Source organism: Kineococcus sp. TRM81007, assembly GCF_022669155.1.
Taxonomy (GTDB): domain Bacteria; phylum Actinomycetota; class Actinomycetes; order Actinomycetales; family Kineococcaceae; genus Kineococcus.
This window is the reverse complement of record NZ_JALBVB010000032.1, coordinates 1-23347: the sequence shown is the minus strand read 5'-3', so window position 1 is coordinate 23347 and position 23347 is coordinate 1. Positions and strand designations below refer to the sequence as shown.

At 73.3% G+C, this 23347-nt stretch carries 19 protein-coding genes; 14 read left to right on the top strand and 5 right to left on the bottom strand.

The window, feature by feature from the left end; all coding sequences use genetic code 11:
- Positions 1–20 precede the first annotated feature (20 nt).
- The 3 genes from MN205_RS03015 to MN205_RS03005 form a co-directional block, all read right to left on the bottom strand.
- On the bottom strand, positions 21–1007 hold the full coding sequence (locus MN205_RS03015; RefSeq protein WP_242124189.1) for a carbohydrate ABC transporter permease: 987 nt from the start codon (positions 1005–1007) through the stop codon (positions 21–23).
- Positions 1004–1912: a sugar ABC transporter permease gene (locus MN205_RS03010; RefSeq protein WP_242124187.1), complete on the bottom strand. Its 909-nt coding sequence runs from the start codon at positions 1910–1912 to the stop codon at positions 1004–1006. Before MN205_RS03010 ends, MN205_RS03015 begins: the two co-directional genes overlap by 4 nt.
- A gap of 104 nt (positions 1913–2016) precedes the next feature.
- Positions 2017–3708 (bottom strand): extracellular solute-binding protein, encoded by a 1692-nt coding sequence (locus MN205_RS03005; protein WP_242124185.1) that lies wholly within the window; start codon positions 3706–3708, stop codon positions 2017–2019.
- Positions 3709–3938: 230 nt separating this feature from the next.
- Between MN205_RS03005 and MN205_RS03000 the strand changes: the two genes are divergently transcribed.
- From MN205_RS03000 to MN205_RS02970, 6 genes are all read left to right on the top strand, one after another.
- Positions 3939–6779: a beta-glucosidase gene (locus tag MN205_RS03000; protein WP_242124183.1), complete on the top strand. Its 2841-nt coding sequence runs from the start codon at positions 3939–3941 to the stop codon at positions 6777–6779.
- Positions 6780–6998: 219 nt separating this feature from the next.
- Positions 6999–8180: an endo-1,4-beta-xylanase gene (locus MN205_RS02995; RefSeq protein WP_242124180.1), complete on the top strand. Its 1182-nt coding sequence runs from the start codon at positions 6999–7001 to the stop codon at positions 8178–8180.
- Positions 8181–8241: 61 nt separating this feature from the next.
- Positions 8242–9294 carry a LacI family DNA-binding transcriptional regulator gene (locus MN205_RS02990; protein WP_242124178.1) on the top strand — a complete coding sequence of 351 codons (1053 nt, stop codon included), beginning with the start codon at positions 8242–8244 and terminating at the stop codon, positions 9292–9294.
- Positions 9295–9303: 9 nt separating this feature from the next.
- Positions 9304–11514 (top strand): SpoIIE family protein phosphatase, encoded by a 2211-nt coding sequence (locus MN205_RS02980; RefSeq protein WP_308220227.1) that lies wholly within the window; start codon positions 9304–9306, stop codon positions 11512–11514.
- A gap of 96 nt (positions 11515–11610) precedes the next feature.
- Positions 11611–11901 (top strand): hypothetical protein, encoded by a 291-nt coding sequence (locus tag MN205_RS02975; protein WP_242124176.1) that lies wholly within the window; start codon positions 11611–11613, stop codon positions 11899–11901.
- A 54-nt stretch (positions 11902–11955) separates the two neighbouring features.
- Positions 11956–12600 (top strand): MBL fold metallo-hydrolase, encoded by a 645-nt coding sequence (locus MN205_RS02970; RefSeq protein ID WP_242124174.1) that lies wholly within the window; start codon positions 11956–11958, stop codon positions 12598–12600.
- Between the two features lie 83 nt (positions 12601–12683).
- On the opposite strand, the gene MN205_RS02965 is transcribed toward MN205_RS02970, so the two are convergent.
- Both MN205_RS02965 and MN205_RS02960 read right to left on the bottom strand, forming a co-directional pair.
- Entirely contained in the window at positions 12684–13694 is a 1011-nt protein-coding gene (locus tag MN205_RS02965; protein ID WP_242124172.1) for an aldo/keto reductase, read from the bottom strand.
- A gap of 33 nt (positions 13695–13727) precedes the next feature.
- Positions 13728–14126 carry a MerR family transcriptional regulator gene (locus MN205_RS02960; RefSeq protein WP_242124170.1) on the bottom strand — a complete coding sequence of 133 codons (399 nt, stop codon included), beginning with the start codon at positions 14124–14126 and terminating at the stop codon, positions 13728–13730.
- A gap of 73 nt (positions 14127–14199) precedes the next feature.
- On the opposite strand from MN205_RS02960, the gene MN205_RS02955 reads away from it, so the two are divergent.
- The 8 genes from MN205_RS02955 to fgd form a co-directional block, all read left to right on the top strand.
- Entirely contained in the window at positions 14200–15108 is a 909-nt protein-coding gene (locus MN205_RS02955; protein WP_255817745.1) for a LysR substrate-binding domain-containing protein, read from the top strand.
- Between the two features lie 180 nt (positions 15109–15288).
- Positions 15289–16800 (top strand): NCS1 family nucleobase:cation symporter-1, encoded by a 1512-nt coding sequence (locus MN205_RS02950; protein ID WP_242124167.1) that lies wholly within the window; start codon positions 15289–15291, stop codon positions 16798–16800.
- Between the two features lie 37 nt (positions 16801–16837).
- On the top strand, positions 16838–17686 hold the full coding sequence (locus MN205_RS02945; protein ID WP_242124165.1) for a nitrilase-related carbon-nitrogen hydrolase: 849 nt from the start codon (positions 16838–16840) through the stop codon (positions 17684–17686).
- The gene (gene hydA, locus MN205_RS02940) at positions 17683–19101 is read left to right on the top strand and encodes a dihydropyrimidinase (protein ID WP_242124163.1); all 1419 of its coding nucleotides are present in this window, start codon (positions 17683–17685) and stop codon (positions 19099–19101) included. The genes MN205_RS02945 and hydA overlap by 4 nt, the downstream gene beginning before the upstream one ends.
- 46 nt (positions 19102–19147) lie before the next feature.
- Entirely contained in the window at positions 19148–20203 is a 1056-nt protein-coding gene (locus MN205_RS02935) for a TIGR03842 family LLM class F420-dependent oxidoreductase (protein ID WP_242124161.1), read from the top strand.
- Entirely contained in the window at positions 20200–20955 is a 756-nt protein-coding gene (locus MN205_RS02930) for an SDR family oxidoreductase (protein ID WP_242124160.1), read from the top strand. Before MN205_RS02935 ends, MN205_RS02930 begins: the two co-directional genes overlap by 4 nt.
- 44 nt (positions 20956–20999) lie before the next feature.
- Complete coding sequence (locus MN205_RS02925) at positions 21000–22337, top strand: aspartate aminotransferase family protein (protein ID WP_374115824.1); 1338 nt, start codon at positions 21000–21002, stop codon at positions 22335–22337.
- Between the two features lie 21 nt (positions 22338–22358).
- Positions 22359–23347: glucose-6-phosphate dehydrogenase (coenzyme-F420) (fgd, locus tag MN205_RS02920; protein WP_242124156.1), on the top strand; the 989-nt coding region annotated here is incomplete at its 3' end.

Below are 23347 nucleotides of genomic sequence, written 5' to 3'. Positions count from 1 at the left end.
CCGGAGGGGGAGGCGGGGTCTCAGCCCTTGACGGCACCGATCATGACGCCGGAGGCGAAGTGCCGCTGCACCCACGGGTAGACCATGAGGACCGGCACGATCGCGATGACGACGACGGCCATCTGCACCGCCAGGCTCGCCACCTGCCCGGACCCGACGTCCACGCTGCCGGGCACGTCGACGCCCTGCAGGACGAACGAGCGCAGCACCACCTGCAGGGGCTGCTTGGTGGAGTCGTTGATGTACAGCGTGGCCTGGAAGAACGCGTTCCAGTACCCGACGGCGTAGAACAGCGCGATGACCGCTGTGACGGCCTTGGACATCGGCAGCACGATCTGGGCGAGGATCCGCCAGTCGCCGGCGCCGTCGATGCGCGCGGAGTCGATGAGCGAGCCGTCGATGCCCATGAAGAACCCGCGCAGGATGAGGATGTTGAACGCGGAGACGGCCGTGGGCAGGATCAGCGACCAGTAGCTGTCGATGAGGCCCAGGCTGCTGACCAGCAGGTAGGTGGGGATCATCCCGGCCCCGAAGAACATGGTGATCAGCAGGGCGAAGAGGATCACCCGGTGCCCGTAGGAGCCGGTGCGCGAGAGCCCGTACGCCCCCAGGACCGAGACGACCATGCTCACCGCGGTGCCGACGGTGGTGATGCCCACGCTGACCAGGACCGCACGGGTGACCACTCCCCCGCTGAGGACCTGCCGGTAGGCGTCCAGGGTCAGCTCACCGGGCACCAGCACCAGGCCACCGGCCCGGGTGATGGATGCCTGGGTGGAGAAGCTGGTCAGCACGATCGTGTAGAGCGGCACGACGACCGCCGCGCAGATGATGACCAGGGCCAGGCCCTTCAGCCCCTTGCCGACGGGGGTGGGTTCCTCGTCCCACACCGGGCGGGAGGAGCGGCTGCGCTGCACCTGGTCGGCGGGCACGGGGCCCGCACCGTTGACGTCGGTGCTCACCGGGCGGTCGGGGCCGCCGCGGTCGATCTGCCTCGTCGCACTCATCGCCTCGAGTACACCCCCTGCTCACCGAACACGTGCGCGACCTTGTTGGCGGCCAGGACGAGCAGCATGCTCACCAGGCCCTTGACGAGACCCGCGGCCGCGGCGTAGCTCCAGTCGCCGTTGCGCACGCCGCGGTAGTAGACGAACGTGTCCAGGACCTCCGCGACACCCGCACCGACGGCGTCGCGCTGCAGGATGAGCTGCTCGAAGCCGACGGTGAGGGAGTCGCCGAGGCGCAGGATGAGCAGCAGGATGATGACGGGTTTCAGGGCCGGCAGGGTGATGTGCCACATGCGGCGCCAGCGGTTGGCACCGTCCACCGCGGCCGCCTCGTACAGCGAGGGGTTCACCGCGGCCAGCGCCGCGAGGAACACGATGATGCCCCACCCGGCGTCCTTCCAGATCGCCTGGGACGTGATGAGGAACAGGAACGCGTCCGGGTCGGTGATGACGTCGACGCCGTCGAACCCGGCAGCGGCCAGCAACCGGTTCAGCAGCCCGGCGCCGCCGAGGATCTGCTGGAAGATCGAGACGACCAGGACCCAGGAGAAGAAGTGCGGCAGGTACACGATCGACTGCACCGCCACCCGGACCCGCGTGTTGAGCACGCTGTTGAGCAGCAGCGCAAGAGCGATGGGGACGGGGAAGAAGAACACCAGCTGGAACGCGGTGATCGTGAGCGTGTTGCGCACCGCGTCCCAGAACGACGGGTCGGCGAACACGCGCTCGAAGTTCGACCAGCCGACGAACGGGCTGTTGCGGATCCCGACGAACGGCGAGTAGTTCTGCCACGCCACGACGTTGCCGGCGATCGGGATGTAGGCGAAGACGACCAGCAGCGCCAGCATCGGCAGGCACATGAGGAGCAGGCTGCGGTCCCGGCGCAGGCGGGCGAGGTGCCCCATCCTGTTCCTCGCCGGTCGAGCGTTCCCCGCCGCCTGCTGCGCACCGGGCCGGGCCCCGCCGCGCTTCTCGCGCGGCGGTTCCAGACGGGTTCCCGACGCCACGGTCAGATCGCCTCGTCGCCGGTGAGGAACTTCTCCCGGTAGGCGCGCAGCTCGTCGCCGCCGCTGTTGCGCCACGTGGTGATGGCATCGTCGAGGGCGCTGAGGTCCTTGCGGCCGCGGGCGATGTCCTTGGCGAGGTCGTCGAACGGCTTGCCCAGGGAGCTGTACTGGCTGGGGTCCTGGATCTGCTGGCCGTAGAACACCGGCTCGGTGACGTGCGGGGCCTGGCGGGCCATCCACTCGCAGAAGTCGCGCACGTACTGGGGGAACTGGACCTTGGCGTTGACGATGGGCGCGTTGACGAGGAAGCCGTAGGTGCTGGTGACCTCGTTGAGACCGCGGTCGTTCAGGGTCGGCGCACCGGCCGCGTCGCGTTCGAAGGTGACGCCCTCGACGCCGTAGTTGACGAGCTCGAACTCCTCGGACCCGAAGGGGGAGGCGATGAAGTTCGCGAGGGAGAGCATCTCCTCGATCGCGGCGGTGTCGTCGGTCTTCTTGATGAAGCTGAAGATGCTGACCGGCTGCCCCTTGAACAGGATCGGCTCGCCGCCGTCAGGGCCGAACCAGTCCAGCGGGTGCTGCTCAAAGGTGGGGTTGGAGGGCAGCACCCGCGCCAGCGCCTCGTGCCAGCCGCCGAGGCCGTCGTAGGTGATGAGGGTCTGCCCGGCCTCGAAGCGGTCCTTGCCCTGCTGGAAGTTGCCGGCGACGGCGTCCGGGTGCACGGCGCCGGAGGCGAACAGCTCACGGTTCCACTCCAGGGCGTTGCGGTACGCCTCCGTCTCGAACCGGCTGAGCAGCTTCCCGTCCTGCAGGTGCCAGTCCGCACCGGCGCCGAACAGCATCTGCGCACCGTCCCACAGGTCCTCGGACCCCCAGCGGCGCGCGGACTCGGAGGTGGCGTCCTTGGCGACGGCGATGATCTCCTCGGGGCTGGTGGGAGCGGCCAGGCCGAGCTGCCCGAAGATGTCGCGCCGGTAGAAGATCGCGTTGCCGATGAGCTCGCCGGGGTAGGGCAGGCCGTAGAGGCGGCCGTTGAAGACGCAGTACTTCCAGGCGTCGGTGGGCATGTTCGCCAGGTTCGGGTACTTCAGGACCTTGTCGCCGGCCAGGTGGTCGGTGAGGTCGGCGAACAGCGCGGTCACGCCCTGGTCGAAGCGCGGGGGCACGTTCCAGGTGGGGATGACGACCCAGTCGGGCACGTCGTCGGGCGAGGCGAGGACGGCCTGCAGCTTGTCGCCGTAGGTGACGCCGTCGGTGACCTGGAACTCCACGGTGGCGCCGAGCGCCTCGTTGACCGCCTGGTAGTAGGCGTTGCTGTCGAGCCCGGGCGGGGAGGTCCACCAGGCGGGGGTCATCGCGGTGTAGGTGCCACCGGAGCCGGGCACGCCCTCGACGGCCTTGACCAGGGTGGCGGGCATGGTGGTGTACCCGGGGGTGGAGCCGTCGACGCCGGGGATGTCCGGCTCGACCAGCGTCAGCGGCTGGTACGCCGGCAGGACGGCGGCCAGGTCCGCCTCGGACAGCGGCCCCTCCAGCGGCGGGGCGCCGGCCCCCTCGCTCGAGCTGCACGCCGCCAGGCCTCCCGGCAGCGCGGCGAGCGCCGCTCCGGCGGCGACCGTGCCGAGCACGGAGCGCCGCGCGGGGCCGGCGGGGGTTGCGGTGTGCTCCGCCGCGGGGCGGGTGTGCTGGTCCATCGTTGTCCACACTCCTTCATGTCGGACGTCGATCAGCGCGAGCTCTGGGTCGCCACCTCGCGACGGGGCTTCGTTGCCGGTCGAAGCGCTTCGATCGATGCCACCGTACGACCGCCCCCCGTCGATGACAAGGGAAGCGGATGATTCGTCTCCTGGCTGTTGCCCGGGCACTGGCCGCCCGATTCTCCGGACCGCTACGGTGCAAGCGCTTCGACGCGAAGGGACCGACGATGACCCTGCCGTTCCGCGACACCCGCCTGCCCCTGCGCGAGCGCGTGGACGACCTGCTCGACCGCCTCGACCCCGGAGAGCGCCTGGCGATGCTGCACCAGCACGCCCCGGCGGTCCCGCGCCTGGGGCTCGCCGCCTTCCGCACCGGGACCGAGGCCGCCCACGGCGTGGCCTGGCTGGGCCCGGCGACGGTGTTCCCGCAGACGGTGGGGCTGGCGGCCACCTGGGACGCGGACCTGCTGCGCCGCGTCGGGCGGGCCGTGGGGCGCGAGGTGCGGGCGAAGAAGCTCACCGACCCCGACGTGAGCCTGAACGTCTGGGCGCCGGTGGTGAACCCGCTGCGCAACCCCCTGTGGGGCCGCAACGAGGAGGGTTTCAGCGAGGACCCGCACCTGACGGCGGAACTGGCGACCGCCTACGCCGCCGGCCTGCGCGGCGAGCACCCACGGGTGTGGCAGACCGTCCCCACCCTGAAGCACTTCCTCGCCTACGACGGCGAGCCGTGGCGGGCGACCGCCTCGGTGCAGGTGCGCGAGCGGGTCCTGCACGAGCTGGAGCTGCCGGCGTTCCGCGGGCCCGTCGAGGCCGGCGTGGTGGGCGCGGCGATGCTCGCCTACAACCTCGTCGGCGGCGTGCCCGCGCACGTCAGCCCGCTGGTGCGCGAGCACCTGCGGACCTGGACCGCGCACCCCGACGACCTCGCCGTCGTCACCGACGCCGGCGCACCCGGCAACCTCGTCCGGCTGGAGCGCTGGGCGGGCGACCTCGCGACCGCCGACGCCGCCGCGGTGCGCGCGGGCGTGGACTCCTTCACCGACGACGGCGAAGACCCCGGGCCCACGCTGGGGGCGCTGCGCACCGCGCTGGAGCGCGGGCAGCTGGCGCAGGCCGACGTGGACGTGGCCGTGCGCCGGCTGCTGACGCTGCGCGCGCGCACCGGCGAGTTCGACGACGACGTCCCCGGCGAGGAACGGCCCTACGCCGACGTGCGCCCGCAGGACGTCGGGCGCGCCGAGCACGTGGCGCTGGCCCGCGAGGCAGCCGCGGCGGGCGTGGTGCTGCTGCGCGACCGCGACCGGGTGCTGCCGCTGCCGGCGACCGGGACGGTGGCGGTCGTCGGCCCGCTGGCGGAGGTCGTGCTCACCGACTGGTACAGCGGCACGCCGACCGCCGCGACCGGCCTGGCCGCGGCGCTGCGCGAACGGTTCGGCGAGGGCGCGGTGGAGGTGGCCGACGGCAGCGACCGGGTCAGCCTGCGGCACACCGCCTCGGACCGGTTCGTCGAGGCCGCCGCGGACGGCGCCCTGCTGGCCACCGCGGGCCGGGCGGGGGACGAGGCCCGGTTCGACGTCACCGAGTGGGCCGACGGGGTGGTGACGCTGCGGCACGCCGCGTCCGGCCGGCTGGTCACGAACGCCGACGGCGTCCTGGCCGCCGGGGCCGAGCGGGTGGGCGGCTGGGTGGTGCAGGAGACGTTCCGCCTCGAGGTGGGCGGCGGCACGTGCGCGCTGCGGCACGAGGGCACGGGACGCTGGGTCGTCGTGGACCCCACCACGGGGGCGCTGTCCGCGGAGGCCGTGGACCGCTCGGCGGCCGCGCGGTTCGTCGTCCGCACCCACCGCAGCGGCGCCGCGGCGGCCGCCGAGGCCGCCGGGCGCGCCGACCACGTCGTCGTCGTGGTGGGCAACGACCCGCACGTCGGGGGCCGCGAGACGCAGGACCGCGCGAGCCTGGCCCTGCCGCACGCGAGCGCGGAACTGGTGCGGGCGGTGCGCGAGGAGGCGCCGGGGTGCGTGCTCGTGCTCCTCTCGTCCTACCCGTACGCGCTGGGCGGGTTGCTCGACGAGGTCGGTGCCGTCGCCTGGTCGAGCCACGCCGGGCAGGAACTGGGGAACGGGCTGGCCGACGTGCTGCTCGGCGACGTCGAACCGTCCGGGCGGTTGCCGCAGACGTGGTTCCGCGAGGACGCCGTCCTGCCGGACCCGGTCGACCACGACGACGTGACCCGCGGCGCGGGGTACGCGTGGGGTGAGCGCGGGGTGCTGTTCCCGCTGGGTCACGGCCTCGGGTACGGCTCGGTGGAGCACCGCGACGTCCGCGCCGACCGGTCGGCCGCCCGGGCGGGCGAGGAGGTCGAGGTGAGCGTCGAGCTCGTCAACGGCGGCGAGCGGGCGGTCGTGGAACTGGTGCAGGTGTACGCGACCGCGCAGGGGCTGGCGGTGCCGTTCCCGCGCCGCCGACTCCTCGCGCACCGCCGGGTGCGGGTGGAGCCGCGTTCGCGCGCCACCGCCGTGCTGACCGTGCCGGTGGACCGGCTGGCGGTGCGGGACGTGGCGCGCGAGGAGACCCGGGTGCTGCCGGGCGCGTACCACCTGCTGGTGGGGTCGTCCGCGGAGGACGTGCGCGCGGAACTGGCGCTGACCGTCGAGGGCGATCCGCTGCCGCCGCGGGAACCGGTGCGCGCCGCCGCGTTCGACGCCGCGGAGGGCGTGGAGCTGGTGCCTCGCGACGGCTCGGGCGGCCCGGGAGGCACGGCGGTGCGGGCCGCGGTCCCCGGCTGGGGGGCGCGGCTGGAGTTCACCGGCTGCGCGGCGGCGGGGGTGGCGGCGCTGCGCTGCTGCGCGCGCGGCGAGCGCACCGGTGACGAGGTGGCGGTGCAGGTGCGCGGGACGTCGGGCGCGTGGCTGCCGGCGGGGCGCGCCGCGCTGCCGGCGGGTTCCTGGGGCGAGGTGGAGGTCCCGCTGCGGCTGCCCGCCGCGGAGCGCGCCGACCTGCGGGTCGTGCTGCCGGCAGGTGCGGTGCTGGACGAGCTGGAGCTCGTGCGCCGCGCGACCCGGTAGGCCCGCCGGGAACTCCCTGCCGGGAGCTCCACGGTGATCTTGCACGGACGAGCGCTCACACTCGCGAGATCACCGCGGGCGGGCGGGGTGGGCGGTGCCGGCGAGGGGTCGTGACGCTGCGGCGACGGGTTGACGCTCGCTGTGCGCCTCCCTAGAGTCCGGGGCACCCGCTTCCGGAAACGCTTCCGGAAACCTGGCGATGAAGCCGAGGAGCAACGCATGCGCCGAGCACGCACCCCCCGCACCGCCTTCCGGGCCTCCCGGATCACCACCGCCCTCGTGGCCGCCCCCCTGGCCGTGGCCGCGCTCGCCGCGCCGGCGACCGCCGCACCGGCGCCGGCCGCGGAGGAGAGGAGCACCCAGCGCGCCGAGGGCAGGAACCACCACGACCGCGACACCCTGCGCGGGGTCGCCCCGAAGGGGTTCTCCATCGGCACCGCGGTCGCCGGCGGCGGTCACCACGCCGAGCAGCCCTACGCCGACCCGTTCGCCTACGACGTCGAGTACCGCGACGTCATGGCCCGCCAGTTCAACTCCCTGTCGGCCGAGAACCAGATGAAGTGGGAGTACATCCACCCCACCCGCGACTTCTACAACTTCTACCCGGCCGACGCGATCGTGCGCTACGCGCAGGAGAACCGCCAGGTCGTGCGCGGTCACACCCTGCTGTGGCACAGCCAGAACCCCGCCTGGCTGGAGGAGGGCGACTTCTCGGACGAGGAACTGCGCGAGATCCTCCACGAGCACATCACGAAGGTCGTCGGACGCTACGCGGGCCGCATCCAGCAGTGGGACGTCGCCAACGAGATCTTCGACGAGAACGGCGAGTACCGCGAGGAGAACATCTGGATCCGGGAGCTGGGCCCGGAGATCGTCGCCGACGCCTTCCGCTGGGCCCACGAGGCCGACCCGCGGGCGAAGCTGTTCTTCAACGACTACGGCGTGGAGAGCTTCAACGCCAAGAGCGACGCCTACTACGAGCTCATCCAGGAGCTCACGGCCGACGGCGTGCCGGTCCACGGGTTCGCTCCCCAGAGCCACCTGAGCACGCGCTACGGGTTCCCCGGGGACCTGGAGGCGAACCTGCAGCGCTTCGCGGACCTCGGCCTGGAGACGGCCATCACCGAGCTCGACGTGCGCATCGACCTGCCCGAGGGCGGCGAGCCGACCGCCGCCCAGCAGGCGCAGCAGGCCGACTACTACCGCCGGGCCCTCGAGGCCTGCCTGGGCGTGGACACCTGCAACTCCTTCACGATCTGGGGCTTCACCGACGAGTACTCCTGGGTGCCGGTGTTCTTCCCCTCGGAGGGCTCGGCCACCGTCATGACGGAGGACTACGAGCGCAAGCCCGCGTACTACGCGTTGCAGGACACCCTGCGCTCCGTGCGCGGCAAGCGCTGAGGTCCCCGCACCGAGCGCGGGCACGCCCCGGGCGGTGCCGGTGACGGCTACCGTTCGGGGCGTGCCCGACACCAGCAGCCGACAGGTGACGATCACCGACATCGCCCGCGAGGCCGGGGTGTCGGTGCCCACCGTCTCCCGCGTCGTCAACGGGCGCGACGACGTGTCCGCGGCGACGCGGGAGAAGGTGGAGGCGCTGCTGCGCCACCACGGCTACCGGGTGCAGCGCGGCCCGCGGCCCTCGCGGGCCTTCCTGCTGGACCTGGTGTTCGACGACCTGGACTCCCCCTGGGCGGTGGAGATCATCCGCGGGGTGGAGGAGGTCGCCCACGCCGCCGGCGCCGGCACGGTCGTCTCGGCGGTGCACGGGCGCAGCGCGTCGGCGGAGGCGTGGCTGCAGAACCTGCACCGTCGCGCGAGCGACGGCGTGCTGCTGGTGACGTCCGACCTGCAGCAGGACCTCGGCCCGGTGCTGCGCGAGAGCTCGGTGCCGCTGGTGGTGGTCGACCCGGCCGGCCTGCCCCCCGTGGGCGTGCCGTCGGTGGGGGCGACGAACTGGGCCGGTGGCGTGGCCGCCGCCGAGCACCTCGTGCGGCTGGGGCACCGGCGCATCGCCCACGTGGGCGGGCCGGCCCACCTGCTGTGCAGCCGGGCGCGCCTGGACGGGCACCGCGCCGGCGTGGAGGCCGCCGGCCTGGTCCTGCAGGACGAGCTGGTGCGCGAGGGCGACTTCCGGCAGGGCTCCGGGTTGCGCGAGGCGCAGGCGCTGCTGGACCTGCCCGAGCCGCCCACCGCGGTCTTCGCCGCCAGCGACCAGATGGCGCTGGGCGTGTACGAGGCCGTGCGCCGGCGCGGTCTGCGGGTGCCGGAGGACCTCAGCGTGGTGGGCTTCGACGACCTGGACCTGGCCACGTGGGCCTCGCCGCCGCTGACGACGGTTCGCCAGCCGCTCGCGGAGATGGGCGCGGCAGCCGCCCGCACGCTGCTGGACCTGGCCGACGGGCGCGAGGTCCCGCACCCGAGGGTGGAGCTGGCGACGACCCTGGTGGTGCGCTCGTCCACGGCACCCCCGCGAGGACTCGCCGCGTCCGATACGGAGAGTGGCGGGAAGTAAGCTCTGCGTGTGATCAGTCGCAGGCGAGAGCACCAGACGCTCCTCGAGGTCACGACGCTGTCCCTGCGCCACGGCCAGGACCTGCGCGCCATCCTGCACGCCGCCACCGTCGCCGCCACGGACGTCACCGGCGCCGAGTACGGCGCGTTCTTCTACCACGACCGCGACGAGCACGGCGACCGGCTCGACCTGCTGACGCTCGCCGGAGCCGCGGCCGAGGACTTCCCCACCGCCGAGCCGGTGCGCAACACCCCCCTGTTCGCCCCCACCTTCACCGGCGCCGCCGTCGTCCGCATCGACGACGTGCTCACCGACCCGCGGTTCGGGCGCGGCGGCCGCCGCGGGATGCCCGCCGACCACCCGCCGATGCGCAGCTACCTCGCCGTCCCCGTCACCTCCACCGACGGTCGCGTCCTCGGCGCCCTCCTCTTCGGCCACCGCGAACCCGGCCGCTTCGACGAGGACGCCGAGGCCGCCGCCACCGCCGCCGCCCGAGGGGCGGGCATCGCCATCGAGAACGCCCTGCTGGTCGGTGAGCAGCGCACCGCCCGCGAGCTCGCCGAGGACCGCGAGGCCGCCGCCGCGGCCGCCGCCGCGCGCACCGAGCTGCTGCAGTCCATCACCGCGCTGCTGTCCACCAGCGCCACCACCGCCGACATCACCGCCTCGGTGCCGCGCGCCGTCGTCGAGGCCACCGACTGCGCAGCCGCCGCCCTGTACCTCGTCGACCCGGTGCGCGGGATCCTCACCGGCAACGGCCACCCGCCGCTGCCGCCCGAGCTCACGGCGCTGCGCACCGTCGCCCTCGGCGCCGACGACCCCCTGGCCGACGCGATCCGCACCGGCACCCCCGTCGTGCTCACCGGGGCCGGTGCCCGCCGGCCCGCCGGCCCGCCCGAGCAGCTGCCCTGGACGGCCGTGTCCACGCTCGCCGTGCCCCTCGTCGAACGCAACGGCCGCTCCCTCGGGGTGCTGGTCGTCGAGCGGGACGACGCCGAGCCCACCGACGTGGAGGTGTCGCTGTTCACCAGCGTCGCCGCCCAGGTCGCCCTCGCCCTCGAACGCGCGCAGCTGCTCGACGCCGAGCGCGCCGCCCGGGAGAACCTCGCCGTCTCGGTGAGCGCCCTCACCGAACTGGCCCGCACCCTGCAGCGCGGGCTGCTGCCGCAGCGGCTGCCCGTGCTGGAGCGGGTCGCCGTGGCAGTGCGGTACCAGCCGGCCGTCGTGGGCGCCGAGGTCGGCGGCGACTGGTACGACGCCGTCGCCCTCGACGACGACGTCGTGTTCGTCATCGGCGACGTGCAGGGCCACAACACCACCGCCGCCGGGCTCATGGGGCAGCTGCGCACCGCCGTGCGCGCCTACGTCACCGAGGGGCACGGACCCGGCGCGGCGCTGGAGCGCACCAACCGGCTGCTCGCGGAGATGGCCGAGGAGCTGTTCGCCACCTGCTGCCTGGTCCGCCTCGACCAAGGTTCCGGCACCGTCACGGTCGCCACCGCCGGGCACCCCGCCCCCCTCGTCGTCGACGGCGCGGGCCTGCGCGAGCTGGACGTCGAACCCGGCCCACCGCTGGGCGTGGACCCGGAGGCGGCCTACCCCACCGCCACCCACCGGCTGCGCCGGCGCAGCCGCGTCGTCCTCTACACCGACGGGGTGGTGGAGTCGCGCGCCGAGCAGCTCGACCAGGGCCTGGAGTCGCTGCGCCGCACCGTCGCCGCCCACGCCGGCGCCTCCTGCGAGGAGCTGGCGAGCCGGATCATGGCGAGCATCCCGCACCGCCTCGACGACGACGCCGCCATGCTCGTGCTGGAGTACGCCGGTCCCAGCGCCCAGCTGGAGGAGGCGGCGCTGCCGCTGCCCGCCGACGTGCGCGCGGTGGCGCAGTCGCGCGCCTTCCTGCGCACCGCGCTGGACGCGTGGGACGCGGCCGAGCTGCTCGACGAGGCGGAGCTCGTGCTCAGCGAGCTCGTCACCAACGCCCTGGTGCACACCGACTCCGCCACGGGCGTCCTGCTGCGCTACGACCGCGCCGCCCGGCGGCTGACCATCAGCGTGCAGGACCGATCCACGCGCCACCCGCGCGAGCGGCACGCCGACCCCGACGCCCTGGGCGGGCGCGGCCTGGGCATCGTCGAGGCCGTCGCCGACGACTGGGGCGTGTCCCTGGAGGGCGAGGGCAAGACGGTGTGGGCGGAACTGGCGATCGAGACGCCGTGAGGACCGCACGGGTGCCCACCCACCCGGTCGGTGACGACCGCGGCCCGCGGTGGGGTACTTTTCCGGAAGACGTCCACGTCCACGTCGGAGGTGCCCGTGCCCGCCCTCAGCGCTGAAGAACGCACTGTCCTGGACCACCTGCGCGCCTGGTACCGCACCCACCGCGGGGCCCTGCCGGCCGAACGGGTGGCCACCGCGACCGGCCTGCCGACCGCCGCCGTGTGCGCGGCCGCCGGCGTGCTGGCCGTGGCGGCGGGGGTGCGGACCTACCACCGCACCTCCCCGTCGGGGGAGCCGGTGACCCTCTTCCTCGACGCCCCCGAGCCGCCCCGCCGGGTCATCGACCTCACCCACGGCCTCAGCGAGGGGGCGGCCCCGCCCCGCTGACGCGGCGACGCGCAGGGCGTGCGCGACCGGAGCCGGCGGGGCCACGATGGCGTCATGCGCATCACCCGCTACGGCCACAGCTGCCTGCTCGTCGAGACCGCCCGCGCCCGCGTCCTGCTGGACCCCGGCGTCTTCAGCCGCGGCTGGGAGGAGCTGACCGACCTCGACGCGGTCGTCGTCACCCACCAGCACCCCGACCACGTGGACGTCGAGAAGCTGCCGCAACTGCTGGAGTCCGACGACCGGGCCGTCCTCCACGCGGAGCCGGAGACGGCGGCGTCGCTGCGCGAGGCGGGCATCGAGGCCTCGGCGCTGCGCGCCGGGTCCACGCTCACCGTGGGCGACCTGAGCATCGAGGCGGTCGGAGGCGAGCACGCCCTCATCCACGCCGACGTGCCGCAGGTCGGCAACGTGGGGCTGCTGCTGCGCGCCGAGGGCGAGCCCACCGTGTTCCACCCCGGCGACTCCTACGCCGTGGCGCCGGAGGGCGTGGACGTCCTGGCGCTGCCCCTGAGCGCGCCGTGGGCGGCGAGCAAGGAGATGATCGACTTCGTGCGGGCCGTGCGCCCCGGGAGCGGTTTCGCCATCCACGACGCCCTGCTGTCGGAGGTCGGGCTGGGGCTGTACGCGGGGCAGGCGAGGAACCTCGGCGGCCTGGAGCTGCGCCCCGTGGAGCACGGCGTCCCCTTCGACGTCTGACCCCCCACCTCGCCCTGCCCCCTCCCCCCGGNTGATCAAGGAAGTTGCGACTTCCTTGATCACCGGGGGTCGAGAGGGGCGGGTCAGCGGTGGACGGTGCTCATGTCGGGGTAGCGGTCGCCGGCGGTGGCGCCGGCCGGCAGCACGGCGTCCAGGCGGGCGAGCTCGTCGGCGCTCAGCTCGACGTGGACGGCGGCGACGTTCTCCGCCAGGTAGCCGCGCCGCTTGGTGCCCGGGATCGGCACGACGTCGGGGCCCTGCGCCAGCAGCCAGGCCAGCGCGACCTGCCCGGCGGGAACGCCCTTCGCGTCCGCCAGGGCGCGGACCTCGTCCACCAGCGCGAGGTTCCGCTGGAAGTTCTCCCCCTGGAAGCGCGGGTTGCTGCGGCGGAAGTCGTCCGGCGCCAGGTCGTCGACGCTGCGGATCGCGCCGGAGAGGAAACCCCGGCCCAGCGGGGAGTACGGGACGAAACCGATGCCGAGCTCGCGCACGGTGGCGAGCACGCCGTTCTCCTCCGGGTCCCTCGTCCACAGCGACCACTCGGTCTGCAGGGCGGTGACCGGGTGGACGGCGTGGGCGCGGCGGATCGTCCCCGGCGCGGCCTCGCTGATGCCGAGGCGGCGCACCTTGCCCGCGCTCACCAGCTCGGACATCGCGCCCCACGTCTCCTCCACGGGCACGGTGGTGTCGACGCGGTGCTGGTAGTAGAGGTCGATGACGTCCACACCGAGCCGCCGCAGGCTCGCGTCGCAGGCGGTGCGCACGTACTCGGGACGGCCGTTGACGCGGCGGCCCCCGTCGGGCAGGAACTCGTTGCCGAACTTGGTGGCCAGGACGACCTCGTCGCGGCGGGAGGCGATCGCGCGCCCCACGAGCTGCTCGTTGGTGAAGGGCCCGTACATGTCGGCGGTGTCGAGGAAGGTGACGCCGGCGTCGAGGGCGGCGCCGATCGTGGCCAGGGACTCGGCCTCGTCGCGGGTGCCGTAGAACGCGCTCATGCCCATGCAGCCCAGGCCCAGGGCGGAGACGGTCAGCTCGGTGCCGTTCGCGGCGCTGCCGAGCGTGCGGGTGGGGAACTCCTTCGCGGGTGCCATGCGGGGAGCCTGCGACTTCGAGCGCGCTCGAAGTCAAGCGGAGGCGGCGACCTTCTGCTCGTACCCCTCGATCTTCGCGGTGATCGCGCCGAGGTGGCCGGTCACCTCGTCCAGCTGCGCCAGCACCCGCTCGCGGTGGGCCCGCAGCAGCGACAGCCGCTCGCGCTCGGTGCCCTCCCCCGCCCGGACCAGCCCGGCGTACTCGCGGACCTCCCGCACCGGCATCCCCGTGGCGCGCAGCCGCTGCACCGTGACGATCCAGCGCAGGTCGTCCTCGCCGTAGCGGCGCCGGCCGGTCGTGGTGCGCGAGGGAGGCCCCACGAGCAGCCCCTCGGTCTCGTAGTAGCGCAGCGCGTGCGTGCTCAGGCCGAGGCGCTGCGCGGCCTCGGCGATCGTCAGGGAGGTCCCGGGCCGCTCGTCGGTGCTCGTCACAGCGCCAGTGTGCCCTCGGGGCCGTCCGCTACCATCCACGGCACCCGAGACGCCGGCCGAGGAGCGCACCGCACTGCCGAAGAACTTCACGCTGACGCAACTGCGGTACTTCACCGTGGTCGCCCAGGAGCAGAACATGACCGCGGCGGCGGCCGAGCTCCGGATCACCCAGTCGGCGCTGTCCTCGGCCATCGCGCAACTGGAAGCGGCGATGGAGACGCAGCTGTTCCGGCGCGTCCCGCGGCGCGGCGTCGAGCTGACCGAGGCCGGTTCACGGCTGCTCCGGGAGTCCCTCCCGCTCATCGAGGCCGCGGACCGGCTGCCGACCGTCGTGCAGCGCGACGAGGAGACCGTCGCGGGGCGGCTCGTCGTGGGGGTGTACGAGCCCATCGCCTCGCTGCGGGTCCCGGACGTCGTGGCGACGTTCGAGCACCGCCACCCGCAGGTGGAGCTCGCCGTGCTGGAGGGCGACCAGGAGTTCGTGCTGCAGGCCCTGACCTCGGGCGCGTGCGAGGTGGCGCTGATGTACGGCATGGGCATCGGGCCCCGGGTGCGCACGGAGGTCCTGGAGCACCTGGCACCGCACGTCCTCGTGGCCGCCGACCACCCCCTGGCCGCACGCGCACCCGAGCCCGTGAGCCTGGCGGAACTGGCCGACGAACCCCTCGTCCTGCTGGACCTGCCCCACACGCGCGAGTACCTGCTCGGCCTGTTCGAGCTCGCGGGCGTCGTACCGCGCGTGCGGCACCGGCTCACGGGCTACGAGACGGTGCGCTCCTTCGTGGCCCGCGGCGGGTACGCCGTCCTCAACCGCCGCCTGCCGCACCGGGCCACCCACAACGGCGGCCGCGTCGTCGCCCTCGACATCGCCGAGGCCCTGCCCCCGGTGGACGTCCTGCTGGCGCGGATGGCCGACGGCCGCCCGACACGGCGGGCGCGCGCCTTCGCCGAAGCCTGCCGGGAGCACTTCCCCGCCCGCTGAGCCCCGTCGTCGCACGCGGATGACGCTCATGTTTCATCGATGTTTCGCGCTGATTGCATCGATCAGATCGATGCAAGGCGCGAAAACTGTTGTTGGACCGTCTCCTCCACCCCGCTCCACACTGGCGTCCTCCTGATCCGCCCACCCGGCACCAGGCATCTCCGTCGTGGAGGAACACCCATGAGCGCACCGGAAACCACGCCCTCCGCCCTGCAGTCGGCACCGGGCACCGTCCCCGCCGGCTTCAGCCCTCGCCTGTACAACGAGGACCTCGCCCCGCGAACGGGTGAGGCGTCCTGGCGCACGTGGGACCTGTTCTGCTGGTGGATGTCCGCGTGGCACAGCCTCGGCGGCTACACCTTCGCCATCGGCCTGCTCGTGCTCGGGCTCACCGGGTGGCAGATCGTCGTGGCCGTCTTCCTCGGCCTCTTGGTCCTGCTGTGGGGCTTCAACCTCATGGGCACCGCCGGGCAGCGCGCCGGGGTCCCCTTCCCCGTGTTCGCGCGCCTCAGCTTCGGGGTGCTCGGCGCGAAGGTGCCCGCCCTGCTGCGAGCCGTGGTCGCCGTCGCCTGGTACGGGATCCAGACGTACCTGGCCAGCCTCGCCGTGATGACACTGGCCCTGAAGGTGTGGCCCGGCTCCGAGGCGCTCACGCAGACGCAGGTCCTCGGCATGTCACCGCTGGGCTGGGTCTGCTTCCTCGTCCTGTGGGCCGCCCAGCTCGCCGTCCTCTACCGCGGCATGGAAGCGGTGCGGAAGCTGTCCGACGTCGCCGGCCCCGTCCTGTGGATCGCCATCGCGGCCCTCGCGGTGTGGGTCCTGGCCCGCGTCGACTGGAGCATCGACTGGAACCACCGCGAGGGCCCCGCGCTCGGCACCGGCGCGACCGTGTCCGCCGTCGTCTCGGGCGCCTTCCTCACCGTGGCGTTCCTCGCCGGCCCGATGCTCAACTTCGCCGACTTCTCGCGCAACTCCCCCGACGCGAAGTCCATCCGGCGCGGCAACAGCCTCGGCCTGCTGCTCAACGGCACCGCCTTCGTGCTCGTGTCCGTCGTCATCGCGATCGCCTCGGCGCAGCTGCACGGACAGGCCGTGACCGACCCGGTCGAGCTCGTCCGGGACATCGACAGCACCACCCTGCTGCTCGTCGCCACGGTCGCCATCGCGGGGTCCGCCGTCGGCATCAACATCATCCTCAACTTCGTCTCCCCGGCCTACGACTTCGCCAACATCGCGCCCTCGCGCATCAGCTTCCGCACGGGCGGCCTCATCACGGCCGTGCTGTCGCTGGTCATCATGCCGTGGCACCTGTACTCCAGCCCGGCCATGGTCAACTACTTCATCGGCGGCGTCGGTGCCCTCATCGGCCCGCTCTTCGGGATCATGGTCGCCGACTACTACCTGCTGCGCCGCGGGCACGTGGAGGTCGACGACCTCTACTCCGACGCCCCCACCGGCCGCTACTCCTACCGGCGCGGCACCAACCCCAACGCCATCGCCGTCCTCGTCGCCTCCGGTGTCGTGACGCTGCTCGTCGCCTTCGTGCCCGCCCTCACCGCCCTGGCCCCGTACTCGTGGCTCGTGGGCGTCGTCGCGGGCGGCGGGCTGTACCTCCTCGCCGAGAAGGTCCACCCCTCCGGGTCGCTCACCGCGGGGACGGCCCAGGCCGCCGACCTGCCCGCGCAGCGCTGACCCACCCCACCGCTCCCCACCACCCAGGAGGAACCCCGTGACCGTCGTCCGAGCCGCACTGACCCAGGTCTCCTGGCCCGGGTCCAAGGACGAGATGCTGGACAAGCACGAGGTCCTGGCCCGCGAGGCCGCCGCCGAGGGGGCGCAGGTCCTGTGCTTCCAGGAGCTGTTCTACGGGCCGTACTTCGGCATCACCCAGGACGCGAAGTACTACCGGTACGCGGAACCCGCCGACGGCCCGGTCGTGCAGCGCTTCGCGGCCCTCGCCAAGGAGCTCGGCGTCGTGAGCGTGCTGCCGATCTACGAGGAGCAGCAGGCCGGCGTCTACTACAACAGCGCGGTCGTCGTGGACGCCGACGGGAGCACCCTGGGCACGTACCGCAAGGTCCACATCCCGCACGTCGACAGGTTCTGGGAGAAGTTCTACTTCCGGCCCGGCAACCTCGGTTACCCCGTCTTCGAGACCGCGGTCGGCAAGGTCGGCGTCACCATCTGCTACGACCGGCACTTCCCGGAGGGGTGGCGCGCCCTCGGCCTGGCGGGTGCCGAGATCGTCTTCAACCCCAACGCCTCCAAGCCCGGCCTGTCGAACCGGCTGTGGGAGCTGGAGCAGCCGACGGCGGCCGCCGCGAACGGGTACTTCGTCTGCGTCCCCAACCGCGTCGGGCGCGAGGACAACGAGTACGGCGACCAGGCCGTGGACTTCTACGGCACCAGCTACGTCGTGGACCCCCGCGGCAACCACGTCGGCGAGCTGGCGAGCTCCACGGAGGAGGAGCTGCTCGTCCGCGACCTCGACCTGGACCTCGTGCGGGCGGCCCGCGACGACTGGCAGTTCTACCGCGACCGCCGCCCGGACGCCTACGGGAGCCTGGTGACGCCGTGAGCCGCACCCTCATCACCGGCGGGACCCTCGTGTCGACCACGGGAGCCGTCGCCACCGACGTCCTCGTGGAGGGCGAGAGCGTCGTCGCGCTCCTCGCCCCCGGCACGGGCGCGGAGCTCGCGGTCGACGAGCGCATCGACGCCACCGGGTGCTACGTCCTGCCCGGCGGGGTGGACGTGCACACGCACATGCAGATGCCGTTCGGCGGGACGGAGGCCTCCGACACGTTCGAGACGGGGACGCGGGCCGCGGCGTTCGGCGGCACCACGACCATCGTGGACTTCGCCGTCCAGCGCACCGGGGAGGTCGTCGAGGCGTCCCTGGAGGCCTGGCACGAGAAGGCCGCCGGCAACTGCGCCGTCGACTACGGGTTCCACATGATCCTCGGCGGGGTGGACGAGGACTCCCTGAAGGCGATGGACTCCCTCGTCGCGCACGAGGGGATCAGCAGCTTCAAGCTGTTCATGGCCTACCCGGGGGTGTTCTACTCCGACGACGGGCAGATCCTGCGGGCCATGCAGCGCGCCACCGACAACGGCGCGATGATCATGATGCACGCGGAGAACGGCACCGCCATCGACGTGCTCGTGCAGCAGGCCCTGGCGCGCGGGGACACCGACCCCGTCTTCCACGGCCTCACCCGTCCGGCGGCGCTGGAGGCGGAGGCGACGAACCGCGCCATCGCCCTGGCGGAGGTCGCCGGCGGCACTCCCCTGTACGTCGTGCACGTCTCCGCCTCCCAGGCCCTCGAGCGCATCGCGACCGCACGCACCACGGGCGCGAACGTCTTCGCGGAGACCTGCCCCCAGTACCTGTACCTGACCCTGGAGGACCACCTCGGCGCAGGCGGCCCCGGCAGCTTCGAGGGCGCCAAGTACGCCTGCTCCACCCCGCTGCGCTCCAAGCACGAACCGCACGCGAAGGACCTGTGGCGGGGTCTGCGCACCGACGACCTGGCCGTGGTCTCCACCGACCACTGCCCGTTCTGCTTCAACGACCAGAAGCAGCTCGGCCGCGGGGACTTCTCGAGGATCCCGAACGGCCTCGGGCTGGTCGAGCACCGCATGGACCTCGTGCACCAGGGCGTCGTCGACGGCAACCTGTCGCTGCAGCGCTGGGTGGAGACGTGCTCGACGACACCGGCGCGGCTGTTCGGCATGTACCCGCGCAAGGGCACCATCGCGCCCGGCTCGGACGCCGACGTCGTGATCTACGACCCGGCCGGGACGACGACCATCAGCGCGCAGACGCACCACATGAACCTCGACCACTCCGCCTTCGAGGGGGCCCGCCTCACCGGGTCGGTGCGGACGGTCCTCTCCCGCGGGCGCACGATCGTCGACCGCGGGCAGTACCTCGGCAGCACCGGGCACGGGCGGTTCGTCCCCCGCGGGCTCTCGCAGTACCTGCGCTGACGCCCCTCCCCCGCCAACCACCTCAGCACGCAGAGAGGAGACCACCGTGGACTTCGGGGTCGTCCTGCAGAACACCGCACCCGCGTCCCGGGTCGTCGAGCTCGCCAGGCAGGCGGAGCTGCACGGGTTCACCCACGCCTGGACCTTCGACTCGCACCTGCTGTGGGAGGAGCCGTACGTCGTCTACTCGGCCATCCTGCAGGCCACCCGGAACATCGTCGTCGGCCCCATGGTGACCAACCCGCTGACGCGCGACTGGACGGTCACGGCGTCGAGCTACGCCACCCTGAACGAGATGTACGGGCCGCGGACCATCTGCGGCATCGGACGCGGCGACTCCGCCGTGCGGACCCTCGCGGGCAAGCCGAGCACCCTCGCGACGCTCCGCGAGTCCGTGCACGTCATCCGGGAGCTCGCCAACGGCCGGCCGGTCGAGCACCGCGGGCAGACGATCCGCTTCCCGTGGGCCCCGGTGACCAACGAGCACAACCGCACCCAGGTGTGGGTCGCGGCGTACGGCCCCAGAGCGCTGCAGCTGACCGGGGAGGTCGCCGACGGCTTCATCCTGCAGCTGGCCGACCCGGACATCGCCGCCTGGACGATCAAGCACGTCAAGGAGGCGGCCGAGCGCGCCGGGCGCGACCCCGACAGCGTCAAGGTCTGCGTCGCGGCCCCGGCCTACGTGACCGGCGAGAGCGCCACCGGGCTCGAGCACGCCCGCGCGCAGTGCCGCTGGTTCGGGGGGATGGTCGGCAACCACGTCGCCGACATCGTCACGCGCTACGGCGAGGGCAGCAGCGTCCCGGAAGCCCTGACCGACTACGTCCGCGGCCGCGAGGGCTACGACTACAACCAGCACGGCCGGGCGGGGAACACGCACGCCGACTTCGTCCCCGACGACATCGTCGACCGGTTCTGCGTCCTGGGGACGCCCGACGAGCACCTGAAGCGCATGAGGGAGCTGCAGGACCTCGGCGTCGACCAGTTCGCGCTGTACCTGCAGCACGACGCCAAGGAGACCACGCTGCGCGCCTACGCCGACCACGTCATCCCGGGCCTGGCGGCCGACGTCGCCGCCGTCCAGCCCGTGGGTGCGGCGTGAGCACCTCCCGCCGCCCCGTCGCCGTCGTCACCGGGGCCAGCAGCGGCATCGGCGCGGCCACCGTCCGGTCCCTGGCGGCCGCCGGCTTCGACACCGTCGCGGCCGCACGGCGCGTCGAGCGCTGCGAGGCGCTGGCCGCCTGCGTGGGCGGGCGCGCCGTGCAGCTCGACGTCACCGACGACGCGTCCGTGCGGGCGCTGGCCGACGCCGTGCCCGAGGTCGACGTCGTCGTCCACTCCGCGGGCGGCGCCCTCGGCACCGACGCCGTCGAGGACTTCGACGCCGACGGCTGGCGGTGGATGTACGAGGCGAACGTCATCGGCGTGGCCCGGGTCCACCGGGCCCTGCTGCCCGCGCTGCGCAAGCGCCCCGGGTCCGAGTGCCCCGGCCACGTCGTGGTGGTGGGCTCGCAGGCCGGCCTGCAGGCGTACCCCGGCGGGGGCGGGTACACCGCGGTCAAGCACGGCGTCCACGCGCTGTGCCAGACGCTCCGGCTGGAACTGCTGGGCGAGCCGGTGCGCGTCACCGAGATCGCGCCGGGCTACGTCGACACGGAGTTCTCCACCGTGCGCCTGGGGGACCCCGAGGCGGCGGCGGCGGTGTACCGCGGGATGACCCCGCTCACCGCCGAGGACGTCGCCGAGGTCATCGCGTTCACCGTGACGCGGCCGGCGCACGTCAACGTCGACCACGTCCTCGTCCGCCCGCTCGCGCAGGCCGACGCCTTCCACGTCCACCGGGAGACGATGTGACCCTCCTCCAGAACCCGCACGACACCGGCCCGGCCCCCGAACCGGTGGCGGACCCGGTGGCGGCGCGCACGTACGCGCTCGACCGTGCCCACGTGTTCCACTCCTGGTCGGCGCAGGCTTCGCTGGACCCGATGGTCATCAGCCGGGCCGCCGGGTCCCACGTGTGGGACGGTGACGGCCGCCGCTACCTCGACCTGTCCTCGCAGCAGGTGAACACGAACATCGGGCACCAGCACCCGGCCGTCGTCGAGGCGATCGTCGAGCAGGCCAGGACGCTGTGCACCATCGCTCCCCCGTACGCCAACGCCGCACGCTCGGAAGCGGCCCGGCTCGTCGCCGAGGTGGCTCCCGAGGGGCTCGACAAGGTCTTCTTCACCAACGGCGGCGCCGACGCCAACGAGTTCGCGGTGCGGATGGCGCGGCTGCACACCGACAGGCACAAGGTCCTGGCCCAGTACCGCTCGTACCACGGGGGGACCTCCACGGCGATCAACCTCACGGGTGACCCGCGCCGCTGGCCCAACGACCAGGGGTCCGCCGGCGTCGTGCACTTCTTCGGCCCGTTCCTCTACCGCTCGGCCTTCCACGCGAGCTCGGAGGAGGAGGAGTGCTCGCGGGCGCTGGAGCACCTGGACCAGCTGATCCGCTTCGAGGGGCCGTCGACGATCGCGGCGATCGTCCTGGAGACCGTCCCGGGGACGGCCGGGGTCATGCCGCCACCGCCCGGGTACCTCGCGGGTGTCCGCGAGCTGTGCGACCGGCACGGCATCGTGTTCATCGCCGACGAGGTCATGGCCGGCTTCGGGCGCACCGGGCGCTGGTTCGCCGTCGAGCACTACGACGTCGTCCCCGACCTCATCACCTTCGCCAAGGGCGTGAACTCCGGCTACGTCCCGCTCGGGGGGGTCCTGCTGTCCGCAGCGGTCGCCGCCACGTTCGACGAGCGGCCCTTCCCGGGCGGCCTGACGTACTCGGGCCACCCGCTGGCCTGCGCGGCCGCCGTCGCCACGATCGAGACGATGCGCGCGGAGCGGATCGTCGAGAACGCCGCACGCGTCGGCGCCGAGGTGCTCGGCCCGGGGCTGCGGGAGCTGGCCGAGCGGCACCCCGTCGTGGGGGAGGTGCGCGGGCTGGGGGTGTTCTGGGCGCTGGAACTGGTCGCCGACCGCACCACGCGCGAACCCCTCGCGCCGTACGCCGGGACGCACCCGGCGATGGCGGAGGTCACCGCGGCCGCGAAGGCCGCCGGCGTCATCCCCTTCGTGACGGCGAACCGCCTGCACGTCGTGCCGCCGTGCACCATCACCGACGAGGAGGTCCGCGAGGGCCTGCGTGCGCTGGACACGGCCCTGTCGGCCGTCGACCGGTACGCCCGCGCCTGACCCGAGCACTGGAGAACCACCGTGGAACTGAAGCTGGGCTACAAGGCGTCGGCGGAGCAGTTCGACCCCGCACAACTGGCGGACTTCGCCGTCCAGGCCGAGGAAGCCGGTCTGGACTCGGTGTGGATCTCCGACCACTTCCAGCCCTGGCGGCACGTGGACGGGCACGCCCCCGCCGCGCTGACCTGGCTGCCGTGGGTGGCCGCCAAGACCCACCGGGTGCAACTGGGCACCAGCGTGCTGACCCCCACCCTGCGCTACAACCCCGCCGTGATCGCCCAGGCCTTCGCCACCCTGGGCTGCCTGGCCCCCGGCCGCGTCATCCTGGGCATCGGCACCGGCGAAGCGCTGAACGAGACCGCCGTGGGCGTGCCCTTCCCCGAGGCCAAGGAACGCTTCGCCCGCCTGCGCGAAGCGGTGCGCCTGATCAAGGCCCTGTGGGCGGGCGAGCGCGTCACCTTCGACGGCGACTTCTACCGCCTGCACGACGCGACCGTCTACGACCGGCCCACGCAGCCGGTGCCGATCTACGTCGCCGGCGGCGGGCCGGGGGTGACGAAGTACGCCGGCCGCGCCGGCGACGGCTACATCTGCACCTCCGGCAAGGGCATGGACCTGTACCGCGAGACGCTGCTGCCGGCGCTGGAAGAGGGGCTGGCCGCCGCCGGGCGCCGGGCCACCTCGATCGACCGCACCATCGAGATCAAGCTGTCCTTCGACGAGGACCCGGCCCGGGCGCTTCAGAACACCCGGTTCTGGGCACCGCTGTCGCTGAGCCCGGAGCAGAAGGCGTCCGTGCACGACCCGGTGGAGATGGCGCGCCTGGCCGACCAGCTGCCCATCGAGCAGGTCGCCCAGCGCTGGATCGTCGCCTCCGAGCCCGCGCAGGTGGCCTCCGCGGTGCAGGAGTACGTCGACGCCGGGTTCACCCACCTGGTCTTCCACGCCCCCGGCCACGACCAGGCGCGCTTCCTGACCCAGTTCACCGCCGACGTGGTGCCCCTGCTGCG